Below are 20,855 nucleotides of genomic sequence, written 5' to 3' on the forward strand. Positions count from 1 at the left end.
GAGAAAAGACATCCATGCTTGAAGCCTTTTACGCCACAGAGCGCGGTAGTTTAGAAGACGCCACCATTAATGGCGGTTTTGATTTACACCCAGAACTGGTCTGGGTTGACCTGATTGCCCCTTCACAAGAAGAACAGCAATGGGTGTTGGATGCCTATGATCAAAACCTGCCGACCTTAAAGTCTTTGGAAGACATTTCCTCATCTGCCCGATTCTACCGTGATGATGATGGCATTTTGCATATCAGTACGTATTTTTTAACGAAAAATAAAAATTATCAGGTCGATGGTGAAGCGGATGACAATTCCAGCATTCTCGCCACAGTACAAACGGTTGCCTTTATTTTACATAAAGAACGCTTGTTTACTTTACGTGGTGAAAAACTGGTGGCTTTCCGTGCCTTCCGTGCACGTGCGCGTCGCAATGACTATGAAATTGACTATAAAGACCCAACTTGGGTGCTGCTAGGTTTGCTCGAAGCCAAACTGGATGAACTTGCGGATATCTTGGAAGATATCCACAAGGACTTGGAAAAGTATTCCACAGAAGTCCTGAATAACCGTCATCGTGAACAGATTCTGGATCTGGACGACATGATTACCCGACTGGCACAGCTCGAAGATATGTTGGGTAAAGCCCAATTGTGTTTGATTGACTTACGTCGCGTGCTGACCTTTTTAGCACGTCCACGTGCCTTAGGCAGCCATATTTATGATGCAGATATTCGAGAGTTAAGTGAAGACGTGCGCTCACTGGTCGAACATGATGCCTTCTTGTTCCAGAAAGTGCGCTTCTTACTGGACACCACGTCAGGATTCATTAACACCGAGCAAAATGACACGATTCGTCGATTCTCGATTTTACCCAGTATGCTTGCGCCACCCATGCTGGTTGCCAGTATCTACGGCATGAATACCGACGTTTTACCCTTTGCCCACGGCACCACCAGTTTCGTTGCGGTGAGTTTGATTATTGTCGGCTTCTTTATTGGTCCACTGATTTACTTCCGCTGGAAAAAATGGATTTAAACAAGCGTTGTTGTATATCCCTTACTGCGAAATACAACCATACGTCTACTTGAATCAATACTGATTTCCCATAAAAAAAGCACCGCAATTGCGGTGCTTTTTTATTTAGATGATCTGTAAATCATCTTGCAAGTGGCAGGCTTGAATAATCTTCATCATTTTTTCAGGCACAGCTTTAAATTGTAAACCTTGCGCCTGAGGGGTTTGTCTTAACCAACGCACCAATACCGCCAAAGCCAAAGTACTACCATGCTCTAACTGCGCCAGATTTACCACCAAAGGCAAGGACTGTTGCTGAATCACAGCCAAACCCTGCTGGTAATATTGTTCTGCATTGGCATAATCAATTTTACCAGCAACCTGCATTTCCTGATTGACGAGACTAATCACCATTCACCTGTCTTATTTTTTCTTGTTAACCGCTGCATCAGCATCTGGTTCAAAATTCGCAATCGCTTTATCCAGATCACCACCATTACGTTTTACCGTTGCTGCAAACTGGTTACGGAACTGAAGACCCAAGTCGATACCTGAAACATTAATGTTACGGATTTTCCACTGGCTACCTTTATCCGTCAACTGGAACGATACTGGAATTTTCTCGCCATTGTTTAAGAAATCAATGGTCACAACAGGATTGGCACTGCCCGTCGCCTTGTAAGGACGCATGCTATAAGTCTGGTTACTGAACTTCGCAAACGCGGTACCGTAGTTTTCAATCAAGGTTTCACGGAAGTTCTTTTCAAACTGCGCACGTTGTGCCGCGGTGCTGTACTGATTGGTCGCATAAGTCCCCATCACAATACGGGTAAAAGCTTGTGAATCCACATACGGATCTAAGTTCTGACGTACAATTGCTTTTACTGCCGCTGGGTTGTTTTGCAATTTCGCATGGTCTGCTTTTAAACGACCAATTAAACCATCAGCCACACGCTTAATAAATGCTGGAGGAGCTTCAGCTGGCGCAGCGAATGCAGTTCCTGCAATCATGGTGGATAAAATGCTAGCCGTTAGTGTTTGTTTGAACAACATATTCACTCTAAATTCCTCTCTCAATTACTGAACAAATGCGGGTTCAGCATCTGTTGTTTCAGTTGGTGCCTCAGCTTCTGCCGATGGCGTCGATGACTTACTCGCACCTGCTGTAATAAATTTACTAATTAAATCTTCAAGATCCATCGTGCCTTGAGTATTGGCAATCGCTGCACCGCGTTTGACGTAATTTAAACCACCACCTGGAACCACTTTCAGATACTTCTCACCCAACAGACCATTGGTTGCTACCATTATGTAAGCATCCTCATCAATACTGGTGATGGATTTCATGTTCGCAATAAGTTGCTGTTCCATTTCTTTTTGTTGCGCTGGCGTTGCTTCAGTATATTCTGTGCTATAGCGCAACTCTTCCAAGGCATTGCTTTCTACAGTCTTTAACTGTTCTGCATTGAATGAAGTCAATTTACCATCTAGCTCAAATTTTACAGTAGCCAAACGAGTCACTGGATCTAAGGTAATATCCGTCACGCGACCAATAGTGACACCACTCATGGTCACTTTGGCACGCGCTTTTAAACCATTCACATTGTCAAACTGAGCCGTCATGTTATAAGCATCACGTAAATTGGTGCCTACCAGACCACTCACTTTCATTGCCAAGAAAAACAATGCAACACCGAAGACAATGACAAAAAATCCTACGGCCAGCTCACTTGCACGTGATTTCATTAAACCCCTCCGAACATGACCGCAGTCAACACAAAATCAAAACCTAATACACAAAGCGATGAGTACACCACGGTACGCGTGGTTGATGTCGCAATACCTTCCGAGGTCGGCACACAGGCATAACCTTGATATACCGCAATCCACGTACAAATGATGGCGAAGACAATACTCTTAATAATCGTGCCATTAAAGATATCTTTATAGAATTGCACGTTACTTTGCATGCCACTCCAGAACGAACCTTCATCTACACCCAAGAAATCGACACCGACCAATTTTCCGCCAATGATACCAATGGCTGCAAAAATCACGCTGAGCATCGGTAAACTGAAAATGCCCGCCCATAAACGTGGCGATACAATCCGTTTTAATGGATCAACCCCGATCATTTCCATACTGGACAATTGTTCGGTGGCTTTCATTAAACCAATTTCCGCGGTCAAGGCTGAACCTGCACGTCCAGCGAACAGTAATGCTGCAACCACGGGTGCCAATTCACGCAACAAGGTCAGCGACACCATGGTACCCAACATGGCTTCAGAACCAATGTTGACCAAAATGGAATAGCCTTGTAAACCCAACACCAAGCCAATGAACAATCCCGACACCGAAATAATCAGTAAGGACATCACCCCAACACGGTACATTTGGTAAACAAACAGTTTGACCCCTAACCATGTCGGCATAGAGAATAGAATTTGCAGCAACATGATGGTTGCAACACCTACCCCCTGAACACTTTGAATAACGCGTCTACCTAATGAGGCAATAGCATTCATGCACGAACCTCGTCTGCCAAATACGCTTGATGACTAAACTGATATTCTACAGGTCCTTCAGCCGCACCCGTCAGGAACTGATGCACAAATGGCGATGCATTGGCCTGTAATTGCTCAGGTGTGCCTTCTCCTTGCACCTTACCTTCTGCAACCACATAGATATAGTCAGCAATGGATAATGTTTCTGCCACATCATGCGACACAATAATGGTGGTGAGTTCTAAAGCTTCACGCAAAGAGCGGATTAAACGGGTCAGCACCCCTTTTACAATCGGGTCCTGTCCAGCAAAAGGCTCATCATACATAATCAATTCAGGGTCTAAGGCTATAGCACGTGCCAATGCCACACGACGGTTCATCCCGCCTGAAAGCTCCGATGGCATTAATTTTTCCGTGCCGCGCAGTCCGACCGATTCCAGCTTAAGCGCCACCAGTTCTGCAATTAAATGCTCTGGTAACTGGGTATGTGCGCGCAACGGGAATGCCACATTTTCATAGACACTCATATCGGTAAATAAGGCACCGCTTTGAAACAGCATGCCCATACGTGCGCGTGCCGCAAACAACTCATGTCGCGACATATGCCCGATATCCTTACCATCCAGTAGCACTTGTCCGTGATCAGGTGTCAATTGCCCCCCAATCAAGCGCAACAGTGTGGTTTTACCTGTTCCCGATGGCCCCATAATGGCAGTAATCTGCCCTCGTCGAATCTTTAAACTGACTTGATCATAAATGATTCGTTCCCCTCGCTTAAAACTCAGCTCTTTGACTTCGACCAAAGAGGACGTTTCGAGGGGTGCTTGATTATTCATAGCGGAGAAAGTTCCTGCATTTTTTCAGCACGCATACTATAAAGGATTGAACTATAAAATGTTACCTAGTTAGGTCGGATAAACTGTGTGCAATTTGTGTTTTGAATCGATCATTATAATTATTAGAGCAGGCGCGCACAGTCTGAAATTTAGAACGCTGTGTTATATGAATTGAGCATAGAAGAAGTAAATGAGATTACTCATCAAAAGAATAAAACAAAGATAAGGCATAATGACCTCTTTTAACGTATAAGCTAACACAGGCTGTTGTTCTATATTGTTGTTCATATTTGTCAGATTTCAACAGAAATTTGACATAGTATACATTTTTTAAACCATAAACAGAATCACTAAACATAAAAAAACCAGCGCAATGCGCTGGTTTTTTTATGAACGTAAGACTTAGTCGTTGAATTTACGACGTGGACGATCAAAACCACCTTCGCGACGTGGACGATCTTCACCACCAAATGAACGCTCACGACGTGGACGATCTTCGCCACCGAATGAACGTTGTGGACGATCACCAAAATCACGCTTAGGACGGTCACCAAAACCACCTTCACGACGTTGTGGACGATCACCAAAATCACGTTTAGGACGGTCACCGAAAGAACCTTCGCTACGTGGTTTGTAATCTACACGGTTACCACGGTTGTCATCATTCGAGTTAAAGCGTGGCTTATCATTGAAACCACCTTCACGGCGCGGACGATCATTGTTGAACTCGCGACGTGGACGGTCTTCGAAACCACCTTCACGACGTGGACGATCATTGTTGAACTCACGACGTGGACGGTCTTCGAAACCACCTTCACGACGTGGACGATCATTGTTGAATTCGCGACGTGGACGGTCTTCGAAACCACCTTCACGACGTGGACGATCATTGTTGAACTCGCGACGTGGACGATCTTCACCACCGAATGAACGGCGTTCGCCATCACGGCCACCTTCACGACGTTTGAAGTTTGATTCGCCTTCAAAACGACGACCGCCACCGAAACCACCGCGACCGCCTTCACGACGACCACCGCCATTGCGACCACGACCACCGTCACGACCAGAACGTGCTGGAGGTGGAGATGGCTCAAGACCTTCAATTTCAGATACTTCTAAACGAGCATCTAAGTAATCTTCTAAAGCACGGATTTTGCCACGCTCACGGTAAGTCGCCAAAGTAATTGCTTTACCTGTACGACCCGCACGACCTGTACGACCAATACGGTGTACATAGTCTTCGTTCTTCATCGGAAGGCCAAAGTTGATTACGTGAGAGATGGTTGGTACGTCAAGACCACGTGCTGCAACGTCAGTTGCAACCAAGATCTTCGCACGACCTTCACGAATGCTACGTAAACGGCGGTTACGAACGGTTTGTGGCATTGCACCGTGAAGTGCAACAACTGAGTGACCTGCTTCAGCAAGTTCTTCAGCCAACATGTCTGTATCTTCTTGCGTAGATGCAAATACAACTGCTTGATCAAGATCTTCTTCGCTCAACCAGTGAGTTAAAAGTTTTTTCTTGTGCTCAAAGCCATCAGTCCAGTGTAAAGTCTGAGTGATGTCTGTATTGGTCGAATGACCTGTTTCAATTGCAATACGCTCAGGATCATTCATCATGCGTTCAGCAAGGGTAATGATACGTGGTGCAAATGTTGCAGAGAACATTAACGTTTGTTTACGGTTTGCCGCAAGATCGCTAATTGCTTCTAGGTCTTCAGAGAAACCCAAGTCAAGCATGCGGTCTGCTTCATCAACAATTAACGCGTCAACTTTGTCGAGTTTGATTTGACGACGGTTCACAAGGTCAAGTAAACGACCAGGTGTTGCAACAACAACTTGTGCACCTTTTAACTGTTGGATTTGCTTACCAAATGGCATACCGCCCATGATCGCAGCAATACGTGCACCTTTCATGTGACGTACAAATGCAATGGCATCTTGGCTTACTTGTTGCGCCAACTCACGTGTTGGGCAAAGTACTAAAATATTCGGTTGAGTAATGGCTTTCATGCGTTCTTTGAACGGAACGAAAGTTTCTTGACCTGCAAGCGCGTTTAACGTTGGAAGTAAGAACGCCGCAGTTTTACCAGAACCTGTTTGGCTTGATACAAGAAGGTCTTTACCTTCTAATGCCGCAGGAATCGATTGTTCCTGTACAGGCGTAGGAGAAGTAAAACCTAGGCTTTGTAAAGCTTGTTGTAACGATTCATGTAAAGAAAATTCAGCAAAAGTTTTGCTCATAGAGTTTTTCACCCGAAAAATGGGTGCTCCATTAAAATAAAGTCAGATGGACATCGGCAAAAAGCGGCACAGCAATAATCGCTGAAAATATAGAATCAGCGGCGATCCGAGAACGACGATGCGTATAACGCACATTTGATTACAGCCGCAACCTGAAGGAATCGCTTAAGCGATTGGGTGGGGCGCGAAATAATGTCCTCTCTTTGGACCGGACGCGCATACACAATGATAGAAGAGAATGTTCAGGTAATGAACGAAATTTAGTGCGTGGCAAGATTATAGCAGCATTTTTTTAAAAGTCACCTTTTTTAATCGACTTTTACCATTTTTTTGCAAAATATGATTCAAAGATGCAATTAAGCCTCAGAATTGTATAAAAAAAAGCCCTCAATTTTTGAGAGCTTTTTTGTCATGACTTGATCGTGTAAGTATGCAATTACTTCGCTGCATCGCCCCATGCTGGCACAACCGCCTGCATTAATGGCTTCAACATTTTCATTGAACACGCAAGCACTTGACCATTTTCCATAGAGTCGCTACCACCACGTGCATCAACCACAGTACCGCCCGCTTCTTTCACAATCAGCTCGCCTGCTGCGATATCCCAAGGCTTAAGACCTAATTCGAAATAACCGTCATAACGACCAGCAGCCACATAAGCAAGATCCAATGCAGCAGAACCAGCACGGCGATATTGCGCACCTGCTTCAGTCACATTCAATAAAGATTCGAAGTGGTTTTTCGCATAAGAAACGATTTCACCATTACGTTTTGCACGGTACGCATGACCTACAGCCAAGAAAGTATTTTCAAGACTGTCTTTCACATTTACACGGATACGACGTTGGTTCATCATGGCACCACGACCACGACTAGCAGAGAACAACTCATCACGCACAGGATCATAAATTACCCCGTGTTGAGTTACACCTTTATGCTGAACAGCAATAGAAATACAGAAATGCGGTAAGCCGTTAACGAAGTTCAGTGTGCCATCCAAAGGATCAATCACCCAGCACCAATCTGCATCGTGACCTTTACCTTCTTGTAGACCAAATTCTTCGCCAAGGAAACTGTGGTTTTTATAGCTTTTACGTAAGGTATCGATGGTCAATTGTTCCAAATAACGGTCAACACGCGTTACTGGACCATCAATTCCTTTTTCTTCGACTTGTAGATCAAGTTTATGACGATTTTGATGCGCTTTTAAAAGCTCTAGACCGACTGTTTGAGCCGCACGCGCAGCCATCACCACCATAGGTTCCATTGAACACCCACTACAAATTTGAAGAGATTGATTAAAGAATAATGCATAAAAGCCCTTATATCTTATCAAATATAAGCGCTTTTAGGGAAAAAATGTTTCGAAAATTTAGCTGTTGATCAGCCTATGCTTTGTACAAGCTTTGACCACACAGATTCTACTGATTTAACAATACCTTGTGCATCGAGACCTGCCTGCTGCAACATTTGACCGTGTGTCGCCTGATGCATAAAGGTATCCGCCAAGCCTAAATTCAGCATCGGTTTGACAATTTGCGCTTGCGCTAAATATTCATTCACTGCACTGCCCGCACCTGCCATTACCGCGTGTTCTTCCACCGTAGCAAACAACTGGGTTTGATCGGCTAAGCGTGACAACATTTGCTCATCCAAAGGTTTCACAAAGCGCATATTTACCACACGCACGCCAACCTCAAGTTGCTGTGCCAGTGTATGTGCCGCCTCTACCGATGCCGCCACACGACTGCCAAAGGCCAAAATACTGATCTGCTCATCTGCTGTTTCGTTCAACTGCAAGACGATTTCAGCACGACCAATTTCCAGCTCGGTCATCTGCTGCTGAATGTCCACACCTAAACCATTGCCACGTGGGTAACGTACCGCTGCGGGTCCTGGGTATAAATAGGCGGTATGCAACATTTGACGACATTCATTTTCATCTTTTGGCGCCATGATCACCATGTTCGGTACAGTACGCATAAAGGCGTAGTCATAGGCACCCGCATGCGTTGGTCCATCTTCACCGACCAAACCTGCACGGTCAATGCCAAAAGTGACATCCAGATTTTGTAATGCGACGTCATGAATCAGTTGATCATAACCACGCTGCAAGAAGGTGGAATAAATTGCAACCACAGGTTTTAGGCCTTCACACGCCATCCCCGCAGCCAAAGTCACCGCATGTTGTTCAGCAATTGCGACATCAAAGAAACGCTCTGGATATTGCTGGGCAAATTTCACCATGCCTGAGCCTTCGCACATGGCAGGGGTAATCGCCAATAAGCGCGCATCTTGTGCCGCTTCATCACATAACCACTGACCAAAGACATCCGAATATTTCGGTGCTGTTTGGGGTGTAGCTTTAGCATTTATTTTGCTAATGGCGTGGTATTTAATTTGATTGGCTTCGGCTGGTTCAAAACCTTTGCCCTTTTTGGTATAGACATGAATCAGGCGTGGGCCGCTACGTTTTTTCAGCGCCTCAAACACCTGCGCCAATTCTTTGACATTGTGGCCATCAAAAGGCCCGAAATAGTCAAAACCAATGGCTTTAAATAAATTATCTGCTGCTTCAGTTGCCGATTGATGCAAACGGGAATTGTACGACCATTTTGGATGTGGCTGGACGTAAGCTTCGCCTTGTTCAGAGATATGCACCGATTGACCGCTTTCCCAAATCGCAGCCAAATGCTTGGCGAAACCGCCAGTACTGCATGAAATCGACATATCATTGTCATTCAGTACCACCATGAGATCGGCATTGTGTGCCACTGCGTCATTCATGGCTTCAAATGCCATCCCCGCAGTCATGGCACCATCACCTACGATCGCAACCACTTCGCAAGGGTTCTGTTGGTAACGACGTGCCAAAGCCATCCCCAAGCCTGCTGAAATTGCAGTTGAAGAATGCCCCACCCCAAAGGTATCAAAAATTGACTCTTCCCGCGCAGGGAATGCCGCCAAACCATCCTTAGAACGAATGGTGGTCAACTGTTCACGACGACCCGTTAAGGCTTTATGTGGATAAGCCTGATGTCCCACATCCCAAATCAAGCGGTCATCTGGGGTATTAAAACAGTAATGCAGCGCCACTGTAAGCTCAATGACGCCAAGGTTGGCACCAAAATGTCCGCCGCTTTGCCCAGCTGCATACAAAATAAATTGACGTAACTCATCCGCCACTTGTGGTAGTTGATCACGCGCGAGCAAACGCAGTTGTTGTGGATGATCGATCGTATCCAGCAACGGTGTTACAGGGCGTTGAGTTGGAATTTCTGTATACAACATATGTGGCAAAGCCTTCTAAAGCCTGGCAAATCCTAAGCTAGGTAAATGGGTTATTCGATCATCTCGAATGATATCACTTTCAATCAGCCACATTTCTGGCGATGCATTCTTGAGCACAAAACTCAATTGGCGTTTTTTGGTGCGTAGATTATCCTGAATAATATAACGATTTATCAACTATTATCGTTCGCTTTCTACAAAAAAGAAAATCTTGAGCACATTTTCAGCATCACTCTTCTACTAATGTCCAAGCATTACGCTATACTTTAGTCAATTTATACACTATATACGGGTTAAACAGTGCCTATAGAATTTGTCGCAACTTCTCGCCTTCCCACTGCTTTTGGTGAATTTAAAATTACGGTCTTCCAAGATCCTAAAACAGGTGAAGAACATGTGGCGCTCTCTAAAGGACTCGATACACCGCCAACGGGTCCAGTATTGGTTCGCATTCACTCGGAATGCTTGACTGGTGATGCGTTCGCATCATTGAAATGCGATTGCGGTCCGCAATTGCAAGCCACGCAAAAACTCATTAATGAAGTCGGGCAAGGCGTGATTTTGTACTTGCGTCAGGAAGGTCGTGGTATTGGACTGACCAATAAAATTCGTGCCTATGCCCTGCAAGATCAGGGACATGACACGGTTGATGCCAATTTAATGCTGAATTTGCCTGCCGATGCGCGTCGTTATGACATGTGCAGCATTATGCTGGATCATTTAAATGTTAAAGAAGTCCGCTTGGTGACAAACAACCCCTTAAAAATTAAAGCCTTAACTGATCTCGGCATTAATGTGATTGACCGTGTACCGCTTACCGTAGGCTTAAATCCTTTCAATGAAGATTATTTAAAAACCAAACATGAACGCATGGCGCACATGTACAAAAAGGATGACTTTTAAGTCATCCTTTTGCCTGTTTTCTGACGATGTTAAATCGTCATCGAGAAAATCCGATTGTTCGGCATCTTGCGGCTAAGGCGTAAATCAAATGCCATACAGATATTGCGCACGAAAGGTTTGCCCTGTTCAGTAATCTGAATTCGATCTGATTCTATGCTTAACAAGCCATCTTTTTGCATTTCTTGCAGTTGCTGTAGCACTTGCCGCAGTTCAGGAAATGCCAATCTTTGCTCTTGCCATGACGTAGTGAAAGTACACATCAAATTCAGTATGTGCTGTCGGATCACCAAGTCTTCTGCGGTGAGTACATGCCCGCGATACACAGGAATTTCATTCTGCTCTAAACGTGCATAATAATCTTCTAAGGTCTTTTCATTTTGCGCAAAGCTGTACCAACTATCACTAATTGAGGACAGTCCCAAACCAATCATGACTTGGGTTTTGGATGAGGTATAACCCATAAAGTTACGGTGCAAATTTTCCTGCTGAAAGGCTTGATACATCTTGTCATGAGTCAAAGCAAAATGATCCATGCCAATTTCGTGATAACCCTGCGCCAACAGTTTTTTCTTGCCTTCTTCATAGAGCTGACGTTTCAATGCGTCTTTCGGCACATCCTGATCTTTAAAGCCACGCTGCCCATTGCCCTTAATCCACGGTACATGCGCATAACTGTAAAACGCCAGACGATCAGGTTTTAAACTGTTAGTTTGATCAATGGTATGCAACACATCAGCTAAATCCTGAAACGGTAAACCAAAGACCAAATCATGCGAAATGGAGGTATAGCCAATCTCTCTTGCCCAATCCGTCACTTGTTGCACATGCGCAAAGGGTTGAATGCGATGAATGGCTTTTTGTACTTTTTCGTTATAATCCTGCACCCCATAACTGACACGGCGGAAACCCAAATCATACAGGGCTTGTAGATGTTCACGCGTGGTATTGTTCGGATGCCCTTCAAAACTAAACTCATATTCATCTGCAATTTTAGCCTTTGCCAAAATTCCCTGAATCAGCTGGATTAAATGCTCAACTGAAAAGAAGGTCGGCGTACCGCCGCCTAAATGAATTTCTTTAATAATCGGCTGATCGACTAGAAGCTGACAGTACAGGTCCCATTCTTTTAACACCGCCTGAATATAGGGCTGTTCCATCTCATGCTTTTTGGTAACTTTTTTATGACACCCACAGAAGGTACACAGGCTTTCACAAAAAGGCAGATGGATATACAGACTAATGCCTTCGCTGGCATTGGATTCATCAAAAGCCCGTTTTAAGCTCTGTTTCCAAAGCGCCAGACTAAAATCTTGCTCTTCCCAATAGGGTACAGTCGGATAACTGGTATAGCGTGGACCAGCAACATTGTACTTTTGAATCAGTGAATTGGCTTGAGTCATGGGTGCCCCATTTAAATCTTTGCCTGTAAATACAGGCTTTCAGCCCCTATTGTGCGGAGCTTAAATCAAGAATTCAACCTAGCCTTTTAGTCGGAATAACGGTTGCCAGATCAGCGAGATAGTTCACCTGAATCAAATCAAACCACCGCGCTGTTAAAGAAAAAATCCTTAAGTTTTTTATGATTTTATGGTACATGTTAAGGCAACTTTTATTTTACTTTAGAGGCTTGAGATGCAACATCCAACGTCCACTGATATTCAACGTGTTCGTGATTTTCTCCTCGACCTGCAAGCCCGTATTTGTGCCAGCCTAGAACAACAAGAACGTGCTGGTGGTGGAACGGCTGAATTTGAGATTGATGACTGGCATCGTCCTGAAGGGGGGGGTGGACGTTCACGGGTCTTGCAAAATGGTACAGTAATTGAAAAAGGTGGGGTGATGTTCTCGCACATCAACATTTCCAAACTGCCAGCTTCTGCAACTGAGCGCCATCCTACGATTGCAGGCGCTAAGGCACAAGCCATGGGTGTGTCTTTGGTGATTCATCCGAAAAACCCGAATGTGCCGACCTCACATGCCAATGTGCGTCTCTTTGTGGCCGAGCCTGAAGGGCAAGATCCGATTTGGTGGTTTGGTGGCGGTTTTGATTTAAGCCCGTTTTATCCGAATGATGAAGATGTATTGGCTTGGCACCAAACAGCCTTTGAACTGTGTGCCCCATTTGGTGATGACGTCTATGCGCAACATAAGCAATGGTGCGATGATTATTTCTATTTAAAACATCGCGATGAGCAACGTGGTGTCGGTGGCTTATTTTTTGATGACCTGAATCAATGGGACTTCGAAACCTGCTTTAACTACATTCAAGCAGTCGGTAATGGTTATCTAGACGCGATATTGCCGATTTTCCAAAAGAATCAAGACAAACCTTATACTGAAGCACAACGCGAATTCCAGCTTTATCGTCGTGGTCGTTATGTCGAATACAATTTGGTCTATGACCGTGGCACATTGTTTGGCTTACAAACAGGCGGACGGATTGAATCCATTTTAGTGAGTATGCCACCGCTTGCCGCATGGTCTTATCACCCTGAATGGGAACAAAATAGTCCTGAAAAACGCCTGACTGATTATTACTTAAAACCACAGGATTGGCTCAAGCTACTCAAATAGACGCTCAGCCTTACAATTTTAAAACCTTAGTTACGCCCTTTTTGAACAAATTAGGGCGACTTTTTGCTCAGATTCTGTATATTTCCCTACAAACTCCCCGTAAAATACCCTCTACAAAAAATGTCTATTCTTTGCATAAATCAAAAATACGGTCACAGCTTTCAAATAGCATTCGTGTTCATTCCGGTTTCAAAATACCTAAGCTCAATGCGTTTATTTTTAGTATATTCATTTGAGTGACATTAAAATCCAGTATCGTTCTGTACTGTTATCTGAGGTATCTAACATGTTCGCAAAAAGAGTAAGTTCAACCATCATGGTTCTTTTCTGCTTTGCCATTGTCTTTCTAAGCTCGATCAGTACGACGATTTTTTCCGAAAGTGCATTCAATGATAATGCCTCCATCAGCATTGCTGTCCTTGCAGGTATTGGCTTAACCCTGACCACGGCAAAACTCATCTTGGAGACCATTCACGATATTTGCAACCCATAAGCACTGAATTTCTCCCGCAGAAAAAATAGGTGAATGCTTTAGCCTTGGTGCAATTTACCGTATATTGAACAACATTTCTCACAAGGATTTTGTGCGATGCGCAAACAATTCGCTGTCATCGGCAACCCGATTGAACAGTCTCGTTCCCCAGAACTACATCATGCCTTCGCGGCAAAAACAGGCATTGATTTACACTACAGCAAACGCTTGGCACCCTTGGATGGCTTTGAAGCCAGTGTGCAGGAGTTTTTTGCGCATGGTGGTTGCGGGATGAATGTTACGGTTCCATTTAAAGAACAAGCCTTCGCACAATGTCAGGTGCTGACCGAACGCGCCAAAATGGCTAAAGCGGTCAATACTCTATGGATGCAGGATGGCAAACTGTATGGCGACAATACCGATGGTCAAGGTCTGGTCGATGCTATCCATGCTTTAGGCTGGTCACTCGCGCAAAGCCGTATTCTGATTTTAGGTGCAGGCGGTGCAACACGTGGCGTGATCTATCCACTGGTACAGGCGGGCGCAAAAAAAATCGTGATTGCCAATCGTACTTTATCGCGTGCAGAACAATTGGTTGCAGATTTACAACCGCATGTCCAAGCAGCAGTACTGAGCGCCACTGCCCTGAACGATTTGACGGGTGACTATGATCTGGTGATTAATGCCACGTCTGCCAGCCTCAGTGGTGAAGCCTTGATTCTTCCAGAACAACTGACGTTCCAATATGCCTATGAAATGGCCTATGGCAAACCATCGACTTTCCTCGATCAGGCCAAAGCACGGGGTGTGCCGACCTCGGAAGGCTTCGGTATGCTGGTTGGTCAGGCGATTGAAGCTTTTTCAATTTGGAATGGGGTAAAACCTGAATTAAAGGATTTCCTTTAATTTCCGCATCACAGATGTAAGTACCTTTTAGCCATAAAAAAGCCAGCCTCAATCGGCTGGCTTTTTCTGTTAAATGTCTTATTTCAAATGGGTCGCTACATCCACATAAGCTTGTTCATACAAATCAAAATCAAACAAACCATTGTGTTCTTTATTGAGCTTGGCTATCGACTGTTCTGAAAGCTTATGCTTGCGATCATCTGCAAAAGCCTGACCCAACACGGCTGCTGCCCCTGTTAAGGCTTTCGCCTGCTCAGCATTTAGCTCATAGTCATCTTTGAACAATTCAGCATAATAATTGGCAAAGATGGCTTGTGGAGTTTTGTATTGCTGAATCCGTTTATCCCACGCCTGACGTTCTTTGGCACCTTCTGAAGCCGCCTGTACAATGCGTGCAGCACTATAACCCAGCTCATCAAACTGATCAGGTTCCAGCAATTTGTGCTTTTCTTTCAGAGCATTCAAACGTGTTAAAGCTTTGCCTTTAGGTTCATCTAAACGATCATTAAAGCGATAGGCATAGACTTCTGCAATTTCATTCAATTCAGTATTGCTGTAGTGTTTGACCACTTCAGGTCGATTGGCTGAGAGCATCAATACAAAGACCGCCTGATAGGTTTTGACATAAGAACCCGTCTTGGCATAGGTCTTTACGGCTAAATCAGACAATTGTTCATCAAAACTCAAAGGTTCTGCCTGTGCTCCCGCTGCAACCTCTTCAGACACGCCCAAAGACTTGGCAAAGCCACTAATCACATTTTCCAACATGGAGCCTTTGGTGACTTCTTCAATCGATTTGGCTTCGCGTAAAGCTTTTTTATCAATTGGTGTGGCACGCCCATAATTTGAGACTTGCATATCAACATGCACCCCCATCTTGCCGATGGTGTCATCCTTAAATTCTAATTGATAATCCAAATCCACTGCGCGACCTTGTGCATCTAATGCCACTTCAATGCGGATTGGCATCGTTTGTCCACTGTCTGCAACAGCCGCCTGAATTTCTGCTTGATGCTTCAGCCACAGCGCTTTAAAGGCTTGCACATCGGTCAATTGCTCACTGACATAAGGTTCAAAAATATGTTGCACCGTTTGCATAGCAACCAGCTTTTTCTCTAAGCTGGACGCTGAAGTCGAGGCTGGGGTACTGCCTTGTTCAGCTTGTAGTAACTTAATGCCATACATATCCTGACAATACGTCACATCACCTATTGCCAAATGTTTTTTGCTCGTCAAGAGTGCCTCACAAGCCTGTTCAGACAACATACTTGTTTCTTCTGCATCCGCATCGACTGCACGGGCATCTACATCGGTTTCGACAGCATCCTCAGCATCGGTATACGCGGATTCAGCCATATCGCAGGTGGTCTGATCACCTCCACAACTTGCCTCTTCTGCCTCAACCACCTCATCTGCTGCATCTTGACCTGCATAGAGCAGCTCATCCAAACGTTCATTAATTAAAGTGCTCACGCGATCGGAAGATGCATAGGCTTGTGCACTAATCGAGCCACCCGCCCCTTCAGCTGCGGCTACTGCTTTTTCTGCCTCAGCCGTTGAAGTTGCTGCAGCATCCTCGCTTTCCGAAGCAGACTCAACCAAGCCCAAAACCTGTTGATTGAAATATGGCTTGTTGATCTGTTCAAAAGCACTCATTTGCAGGATTAAACTGCCCAAATCCCCTTGATAGCGAATTTTGTTACTGATGCCCTGCTGCTTTTCTTGCGCGCTCACATTCACACGCTGTAACTGCTGCGCATCCGCGAGCATATAAGGTAAAGCATTAACTTGCTTTAAATAATCGATCAGCTTTGGCAGACTGACACGCTGGAATTCCTGCTTGTATTTAGAGAAATCTAAATACGCATACGACGCCTGACTGTCCTTATTCACCAAGTACGGCATTAAGGCAAAATAGTTGGCATAGAATTTATAGTTTTGAAAATCCATCACCATTGGCACTTTGGCTTCAACCAATAAGGTCGGTTTTTGATACTTCGCAACTAAATTTAGGGATGCCAATTTGTCTCGATAATGCACCGAACCATCGTAATTGATTTGCAAATCATTCATGAAATTCGTGATTCCCGCAGCGACACGTGCTGCCGAAGAATCCGAACCTTTACCATAACGCGCATACGGATTTTGCTGCTCAAGCATGGCCGCATACAAGGCTTGTTTTTCTTGCTTGCTGAGAGACAGGTGTTGCTGTTTCAAATATTGGTCTAACTGCTTTTGAATTGCAGGGTCTAAAGCCTGTGCTACATTGGCTGTTGCTTTGGCACCTGAAACTTTGCCTGTACTGGTATCAAACTGAAAGCCCATGCTGCCGCGATAATCATAGCTTGGGTATTCATACATGGCATTCACACCTTTGACCACTTGCTGTTCCAATGTCAGCTGCTCAGAAGGTGCATTCGGATTGGATTTTATGACATGCTGGGAGCAACCTATCATGCTCAAACTTAAAAGACAGCAACTTAAATATTTTAAACGCATAGGTTTTTTTAAACCCCTTATTTATTTATACTTTAAGACATCAAGAAAATTGATTAAACGATCAAAAGACCGCGGTTACTGTAGCAAAAAAATACAATATTTTGATAACATTTTTTACGTCAATTAGCCTTTCTGACATTTTTATTGGGCTACACTATCAATGTATTTTTATAACTAATGTGAATAATCAAATTATCGATTCGGATAATCCAAAACTATTTTTAAATTAGGATTAATATCATGCCAGCATATAAAGCCCCACTACACGACATTCGTTTTTTAATGAATGAAGTGTTTGATTACCCTGCACATTATAAAACTTTATCCAATGGCGAACTCGCCGATGCTGACACTGTAGACATGATTCTAGAAGGTGCAGCGGATTTCTGTGAAAACGTACTTTCACCATTAAACCAATCTGGCGATGAAGAAGGTTGCCATTTTGACAATGGTGAAGTGAAAACACCAAAAGGCTTTAAAGAAGCGTATGACCAGTTTGTTCAAGGAGGGTGGCAAGGTCTTTCTTTCCCTGAAGAATTTGGCGGACAAAACTTACCGCAATCGCTAAACCTGATTAAATCAGAAATGATGGGGACAGCAAACTGGTCATTCCAGATGTACCCTGGCTTAAGTATTGGCTGTATGAATACCATTTTACAGTTTGGTAGTGATGAGCAAAAAAATCTGTATATGCCAAACTTGGTCGCAGGAACGTGGTCTGGGACAATGTGTTTGACCGAACCACAATGTGGTACCGACTTGGGTCAAGTCAAAACCAAAGCTGAACCCACTGCTGATGGCACTTACCATATTTCAGGCACCAAAATCTTTATTTCAGCAGGTGAACATGACCTGACTGACAACATTGTGCATATTGTATTGGCACGCTTACCCGATGCACCTGCAGGCACCAAAGGTATTTCCCTGTTTATTGTGCCAAAATTCTTGGTCAATGCAGATGGCAGCTTGGGTGAACGCAACCCTGTGAGCTGTGGCTCGATTGAACACAAAATGGGGATTCGTGCCTCTGCGACCTCTGTGTTGAATTTTGACAACGCTGTAGGCTATTTGATTGGGGAACCCAACAAAGGCTTGCATGCCATGTTTACCTTTATGAATACCGCACGTATTGGAACCGCGATTCAAGGGATTGCGCATGCGGAATTGTCCTTCCAAGGTGCATTGCCGTATGCAAAAGAGCGTATGTCAATGCGTGCCCTTTCAGGGAAAAAAGACCCTGAAAAAGTTGCAGATGCGATTATTCACCATGCGGATGTACGTCGCATGTTGCTCACGCAAAAAGCCATAGCAGAAGGTGGTCGTGCCATGATTTATCATGCGGCACAAATTGCCGATAAAATGGCAGATGCCTTAACCCGTGGTGATACCGCAGCCTTTGAAGAACATGATGATCACTTAGGTTTCTACACCCCTATTTTAAAAGGCTTCCTGACCGAACTGGGCTATGAAGCGGCCAACCACGGCATGCAAGTCTACGGTGGTCATGGCTACATCAAGGAATGGGGCATGGAACAGATTGTTCGTGACTCTCGTATTTCGACCCTATACGAAGGCACGACTGGTGTACAAGCGCTGGATTTAATTGGTCGTAAAGTTTTACTGACTTCGAAAGGCAAAGTGATTCGTGATTACACTACTGAAATTTTGAAATTCTGTGGTGTGCATGCGCGTAATAAATACATGCGTCGTTTTGCATGGGATTTAACTAAACTTTGCGCACAATGGAATGCATTAACCGTCCGCATTATGTTGGCTGCACGTAAGGATCGCGACATAGTCTCCAGCGCTTCAGTAGACTTCTTGATGTTCTCGGGTTATGTGATGATGGCATACTTCTGGGCGCAACAGGCTGCGGTGGCATCTGCCAAACTTGCGGCGGGTGAAGGTCAAGAAACTGCTGAATTCTATAAAGCCAAAATTAAAGTGGCTGACTTCTACTTTGAGCGTTTGTTACCACGTACCCAAGGTCATGCCGAAGCGATGGTGAATCCTTCACGCACCATGACTTCTTTGGCGGCTGAACATTTTAGTTTTGATTACTAATTTATTGTTAAAATTTAAAAGACCGCTGAGGCGGTCTTTTTTATTCATTTATCAATATGTACTTTAGAAATTCAGTTTTATTTTCAATTCCGCTTTTAAATATGGTTTAAAGCAGGCTGAGTATCAGCAACTACTGTTCAATCTCATTCCCGTGTTGGTCATAGAGTTTGACCTCACGTACCCCTGCATCCAAGAATAATTCTGTAAATGCACGTATTTCAATGCTTGCCAGACCATGTGGTATGGGCTCCATAATTTGAGCAATGGCAATAGGAGTTGTGATCTTTAAAAAAAGAGAAACCTTGAGAATGATGCTTCATCAGGGCTTTTAACGTTGATGAAGCCCGCTCAAAATCGGCCAACACCATTCTGGGATAATGATAAGGCATTTGGGGTGTTTCTATTGCTTTGACGGTGTCATCCTTTTCCATCAATTTCATACAGTCTTTATAAAAATGTATCCACATAGCTTTAGGAAATTTATTTAAATCATCTTTGATCATTTCTAGTTCTTAGTTTAAAAATTTATTGAATTTTTAAAAAAATTATCATCATAAAATTTGCTTATAAATATCTTATGTTTACCCATTGCAACTCATGTATTGTCATCTGTTATATACGTCTTATTATTCATTAATAAAAAGAATCTAACCATCTTATCGATAGTTAGATTCTGCACTAAGTTATTAAATGGGATTATTTTACAGTGACTGTAATTGCACCTGTATTCACTGCACCAACCGCTGTAGTTTCTATATTACCCAATGTGTTGGTAAATCCTGTGGTATTTACAGAGGCATTAATATCCCCTGAATTGAAGGCAACGTTAGCCGCTGCATAATTGCTTGCCGTACTTGCCACTGATGAAGCACTACTTGTACTAATTTCTGCCTCAACACCAGCTGCGAGTGCTGCTGTAAATGCTTCACTCGCGGTATTGTAATAATTATTCGCGTTATAGTACCAACCACTGATACTACCACCGCTACTAGTAGACTCATTAGAAGCCCCACTGCCGAACCATCCGTGATCATATTCTTCAGCTGATGAAGATGATTGACCGCCTGAAGCTTGACCTCCAGTTGCAGTTTGGTCAGAACTTGCCGTAGTCTCTGAATCCGCATGGTTTACATAACCAGCCACACCAGCTTTAAAGCTACCATCTAAAGTGACGGCATTACTGGCAGTTGAACTGCCTTGTTGAAGATTAATGGTCCCATTGTTGGATGCACCGAGTGCCATAGTTTTAATATCACCTTGCAATTGATTCATAGACTGAGCATCTACTTGGAATCCATAATGACTTTTACTGAGATCAAAACCCTCACCTGCTGTATTCACACTTGCATTTACATCACCCGTATTGATTGCAAGATTCAATGCGGAGCCATCTAAACCTTGTTTAGCGATTGTGGCTAGCGTGTTGGTTAAATCAGTATCAACGACTATTTCAGTGTCAGCCATAGCCATACCAGATAGACAAGCCATTGATACGGATAAGACGATTGTTTTAATTGGCGTTTTCATGATTATTTCCTTGTTTATCCTGAAA

The 20,855-nt window shown here is 44.0% G+C and carries 18 protein-coding genes; 6 read left to right on the forward strand and 12 right to left on the reverse strand.

Going from position 1 to position 20,855, the window contains the following annotated elements:
- Positions 1–14 precede the first annotated feature (14 nt).
- The gene (locus ACWQ4X_RS08660) at positions 15–1,028 is read left to right on the forward strand and encodes a magnesium and cobalt transport protein CorA (RefSeq protein ID WP_100241859.1); all 1,014 of its coding nucleotides are present in this window, start codon (positions 15–17) and stop codon (positions 1,026–1,028) included.
- A 105-nt stretch (positions 1,029–1,133) separates the two neighbouring features.
- On the opposite strand, the gene ACWQ4X_RS08665 is transcribed toward ACWQ4X_RS08660, so the two are convergent.
- The 8 genes from ACWQ4X_RS08665 to dxs form a co-directional block, all read right to left on the reverse strand.
- Positions 1,134–1,421, reverse strand: coding sequence for an STAS domain-containing protein (locus ACWQ4X_RS08665; RefSeq protein ID WP_416224433.1), 288 nt, complete (start codon positions 1,419–1,421; stop codon positions 1,134–1,136).
- 9 nt (positions 1,422–1,430) lie between these two features.
- Positions 1,431–2,066: an MlaC/ttg2D family ABC transporter substrate-binding protein gene (locus tag ACWQ4X_RS08670; protein WP_100241860.1), complete on the reverse strand. Its 636-nt coding sequence runs from the start codon at positions 2,064–2,066 to the stop codon at positions 1,431–1,433.
- 18 nt (positions 2,067–2,084) lie between these two features.
- Complete coding sequence (mlaD, locus tag ACWQ4X_RS08675) at positions 2,085–2,753, reverse strand: outer membrane lipid asymmetry maintenance protein MlaD (RefSeq protein WP_457903341.1); 669 nt, start codon at positions 2,751–2,753, stop codon at positions 2,085–2,087.
- Entirely contained in the window at positions 2,753–3,532 is a 780-nt protein-coding gene (gene mlaE, locus ACWQ4X_RS08680; protein ID WP_100241862.1) for a lipid asymmetry maintenance ABC transporter permease subunit MlaE, read from the reverse strand. The genes mlaD and mlaE overlap by 1 nt, the downstream gene beginning before the upstream one ends.
- Complete coding sequence (locus tag ACWQ4X_RS08685) at positions 3,529–4,347, reverse strand: ABC transporter ATP-binding protein (RefSeq protein ID WP_457903342.1); 819 nt, start codon at positions 4,345–4,347, stop codon at positions 3,529–3,531. Before ACWQ4X_RS08685 ends, mlaE begins: the two co-directional genes overlap by 4 nt.
- A gap of 402 nt (positions 4,348–4,749) precedes the next feature.
- The gene (locus ACWQ4X_RS08690) at positions 4,750–6,594 is read right to left on the reverse strand and encodes a DEAD/DEAH box helicase (protein WP_457903343.1); all 1,845 of its coding nucleotides are present in this window, start codon (positions 6,592–6,594) and stop codon (positions 4,750–4,752) included.
- 436 nt (positions 6,595–7,030) lie between these two features.
- Complete coding sequence (locus tag ACWQ4X_RS08695; RefSeq protein WP_100241865.1) at positions 7,031–7,861, reverse strand: inositol monophosphatase family protein; 831 nt, start codon at positions 7,859–7,861, stop codon at positions 7,031–7,033.
- 116 nt (positions 7,862–7,977) lie between these two features.
- Positions 7,978–9,885 (reverse strand): 1-deoxy-D-xylulose-5-phosphate synthase, encoded by a 1,908-nt coding sequence (dxs, locus tag ACWQ4X_RS08700; protein ID WP_457903344.1) that lies wholly within the window; start codon positions 9,883–9,885, stop codon positions 7,978–7,980.
- A gap of 300 nt (positions 9,886–10,185) precedes the next feature.
- On the opposite strand from dxs, the gene ribA reads away from it, so the two are divergent.
- Positions 10,186–10,788, forward strand: a complete 603-nt coding sequence (gene ribA / locus ACWQ4X_RS08705) for a GTP cyclohydrolase II (RefSeq protein WP_100241867.1) — start codon at positions 10,186–10,188, stop codon at positions 10,786–10,788.
- Positions 10,789–10,817: 29 nt separating this feature from the next.
- Here ribA and hemN read toward each other — a convergent pair whose 3' ends face one another.
- Positions 10,818–12,188, reverse strand: coding sequence for an oxygen-independent coproporphyrinogen III oxidase (gene hemN, locus ACWQ4X_RS08710; protein ID WP_457903345.1), 1,371 nt, complete (start codon positions 12,186–12,188; stop codon positions 10,818–10,820).
- 232 nt (positions 12,189–12,420) lie between these two features.
- On the opposite strand from hemN, the gene hemF reads away from it, so the two are divergent.
- The 3 genes from hemF to aroE all read left to right on the forward strand — a co-directional run bounded on the left by hemF (position 12,421) and on the right by aroE (position 14,740).
- Complete coding sequence (gene hemF / locus ACWQ4X_RS08715) at positions 12,421–13,362, forward strand: oxygen-dependent coproporphyrinogen oxidase (protein WP_457903346.1); 942 nt, start codon at positions 12,421–12,423, stop codon at positions 13,360–13,362.
- Between the two features lie 286 nt (positions 13,363–13,648).
- A complete protein-coding gene (locus tag ACWQ4X_RS08720) occupies positions 13,649–13,855 on the forward strand; it encodes a hypothetical protein (protein ID WP_142767701.1) in 207 nt (68 codons plus the stop codon).
- Positions 13,856–13,951: 96 nt separating this feature from the next.
- Positions 13,952–14,740, forward strand: a complete 789-nt coding sequence (aroE, locus tag ACWQ4X_RS08725) for a shikimate dehydrogenase (protein WP_457903347.1) — start codon at positions 13,952–13,954, stop codon at positions 14,738–14,740.
- 78 nt (positions 14,741–14,818) lie between these two features.
- Here aroE and ACWQ4X_RS08730 read toward each other — a convergent pair whose 3' ends face one another.
- Positions 14,819–17,197 (reverse strand): hypothetical protein, encoded by a 2,379-nt coding sequence (locus tag ACWQ4X_RS08730; protein ID WP_457903348.1) that lies wholly within the window; start codon positions 17,195–17,197, stop codon positions 14,819–14,821.
- 282 nt (positions 17,198–17,479) lie between these two features.
- On the opposite strand from ACWQ4X_RS08730, the gene ACWQ4X_RS08735 reads away from it, so the two are divergent.
- Positions 17,480–19,303 (forward strand): acyl-CoA dehydrogenase C-terminal domain-containing protein, encoded by a 1,824-nt coding sequence (locus ACWQ4X_RS08735; RefSeq protein ID WP_457903349.1) that lies wholly within the window; start codon positions 17,480–17,482, stop codon positions 19,301–19,303.
- A gap of 218 nt (positions 19,304–19,521) precedes the next feature.
- Here ACWQ4X_RS08735 and ACWQ4X_RS08740 read toward each other — a convergent pair whose 3' ends face one another.
- Both ACWQ4X_RS08740 and ACWQ4X_RS08745 read right to left on the reverse strand, forming a co-directional pair.
- On the reverse strand, positions 19,522–19,806 hold the full coding sequence (locus ACWQ4X_RS08740) for a hypothetical protein (protein ID WP_457903350.1): 285 nt from the start codon (positions 19,804–19,806) through the stop codon (positions 19,522–19,524).
- 193 nt (positions 19,807–19,999) lie between these two features.
- The gene (locus ACWQ4X_RS08745) at positions 20,000–20,830 is read right to left on the reverse strand and encodes a hypothetical protein (RefSeq protein ID WP_457903351.1); all 831 of its coding nucleotides are present in this window, start codon (positions 20,828–20,830) and stop codon (positions 20,000–20,002) included.
- Between the last annotated feature and the right edge of the window lie 25 nt (positions 20,831–20,855).

The sequence above is a fragment of the Acinetobacter sp. NigerLNRRAM0016 genome (genome assembly GCF_054112845.1).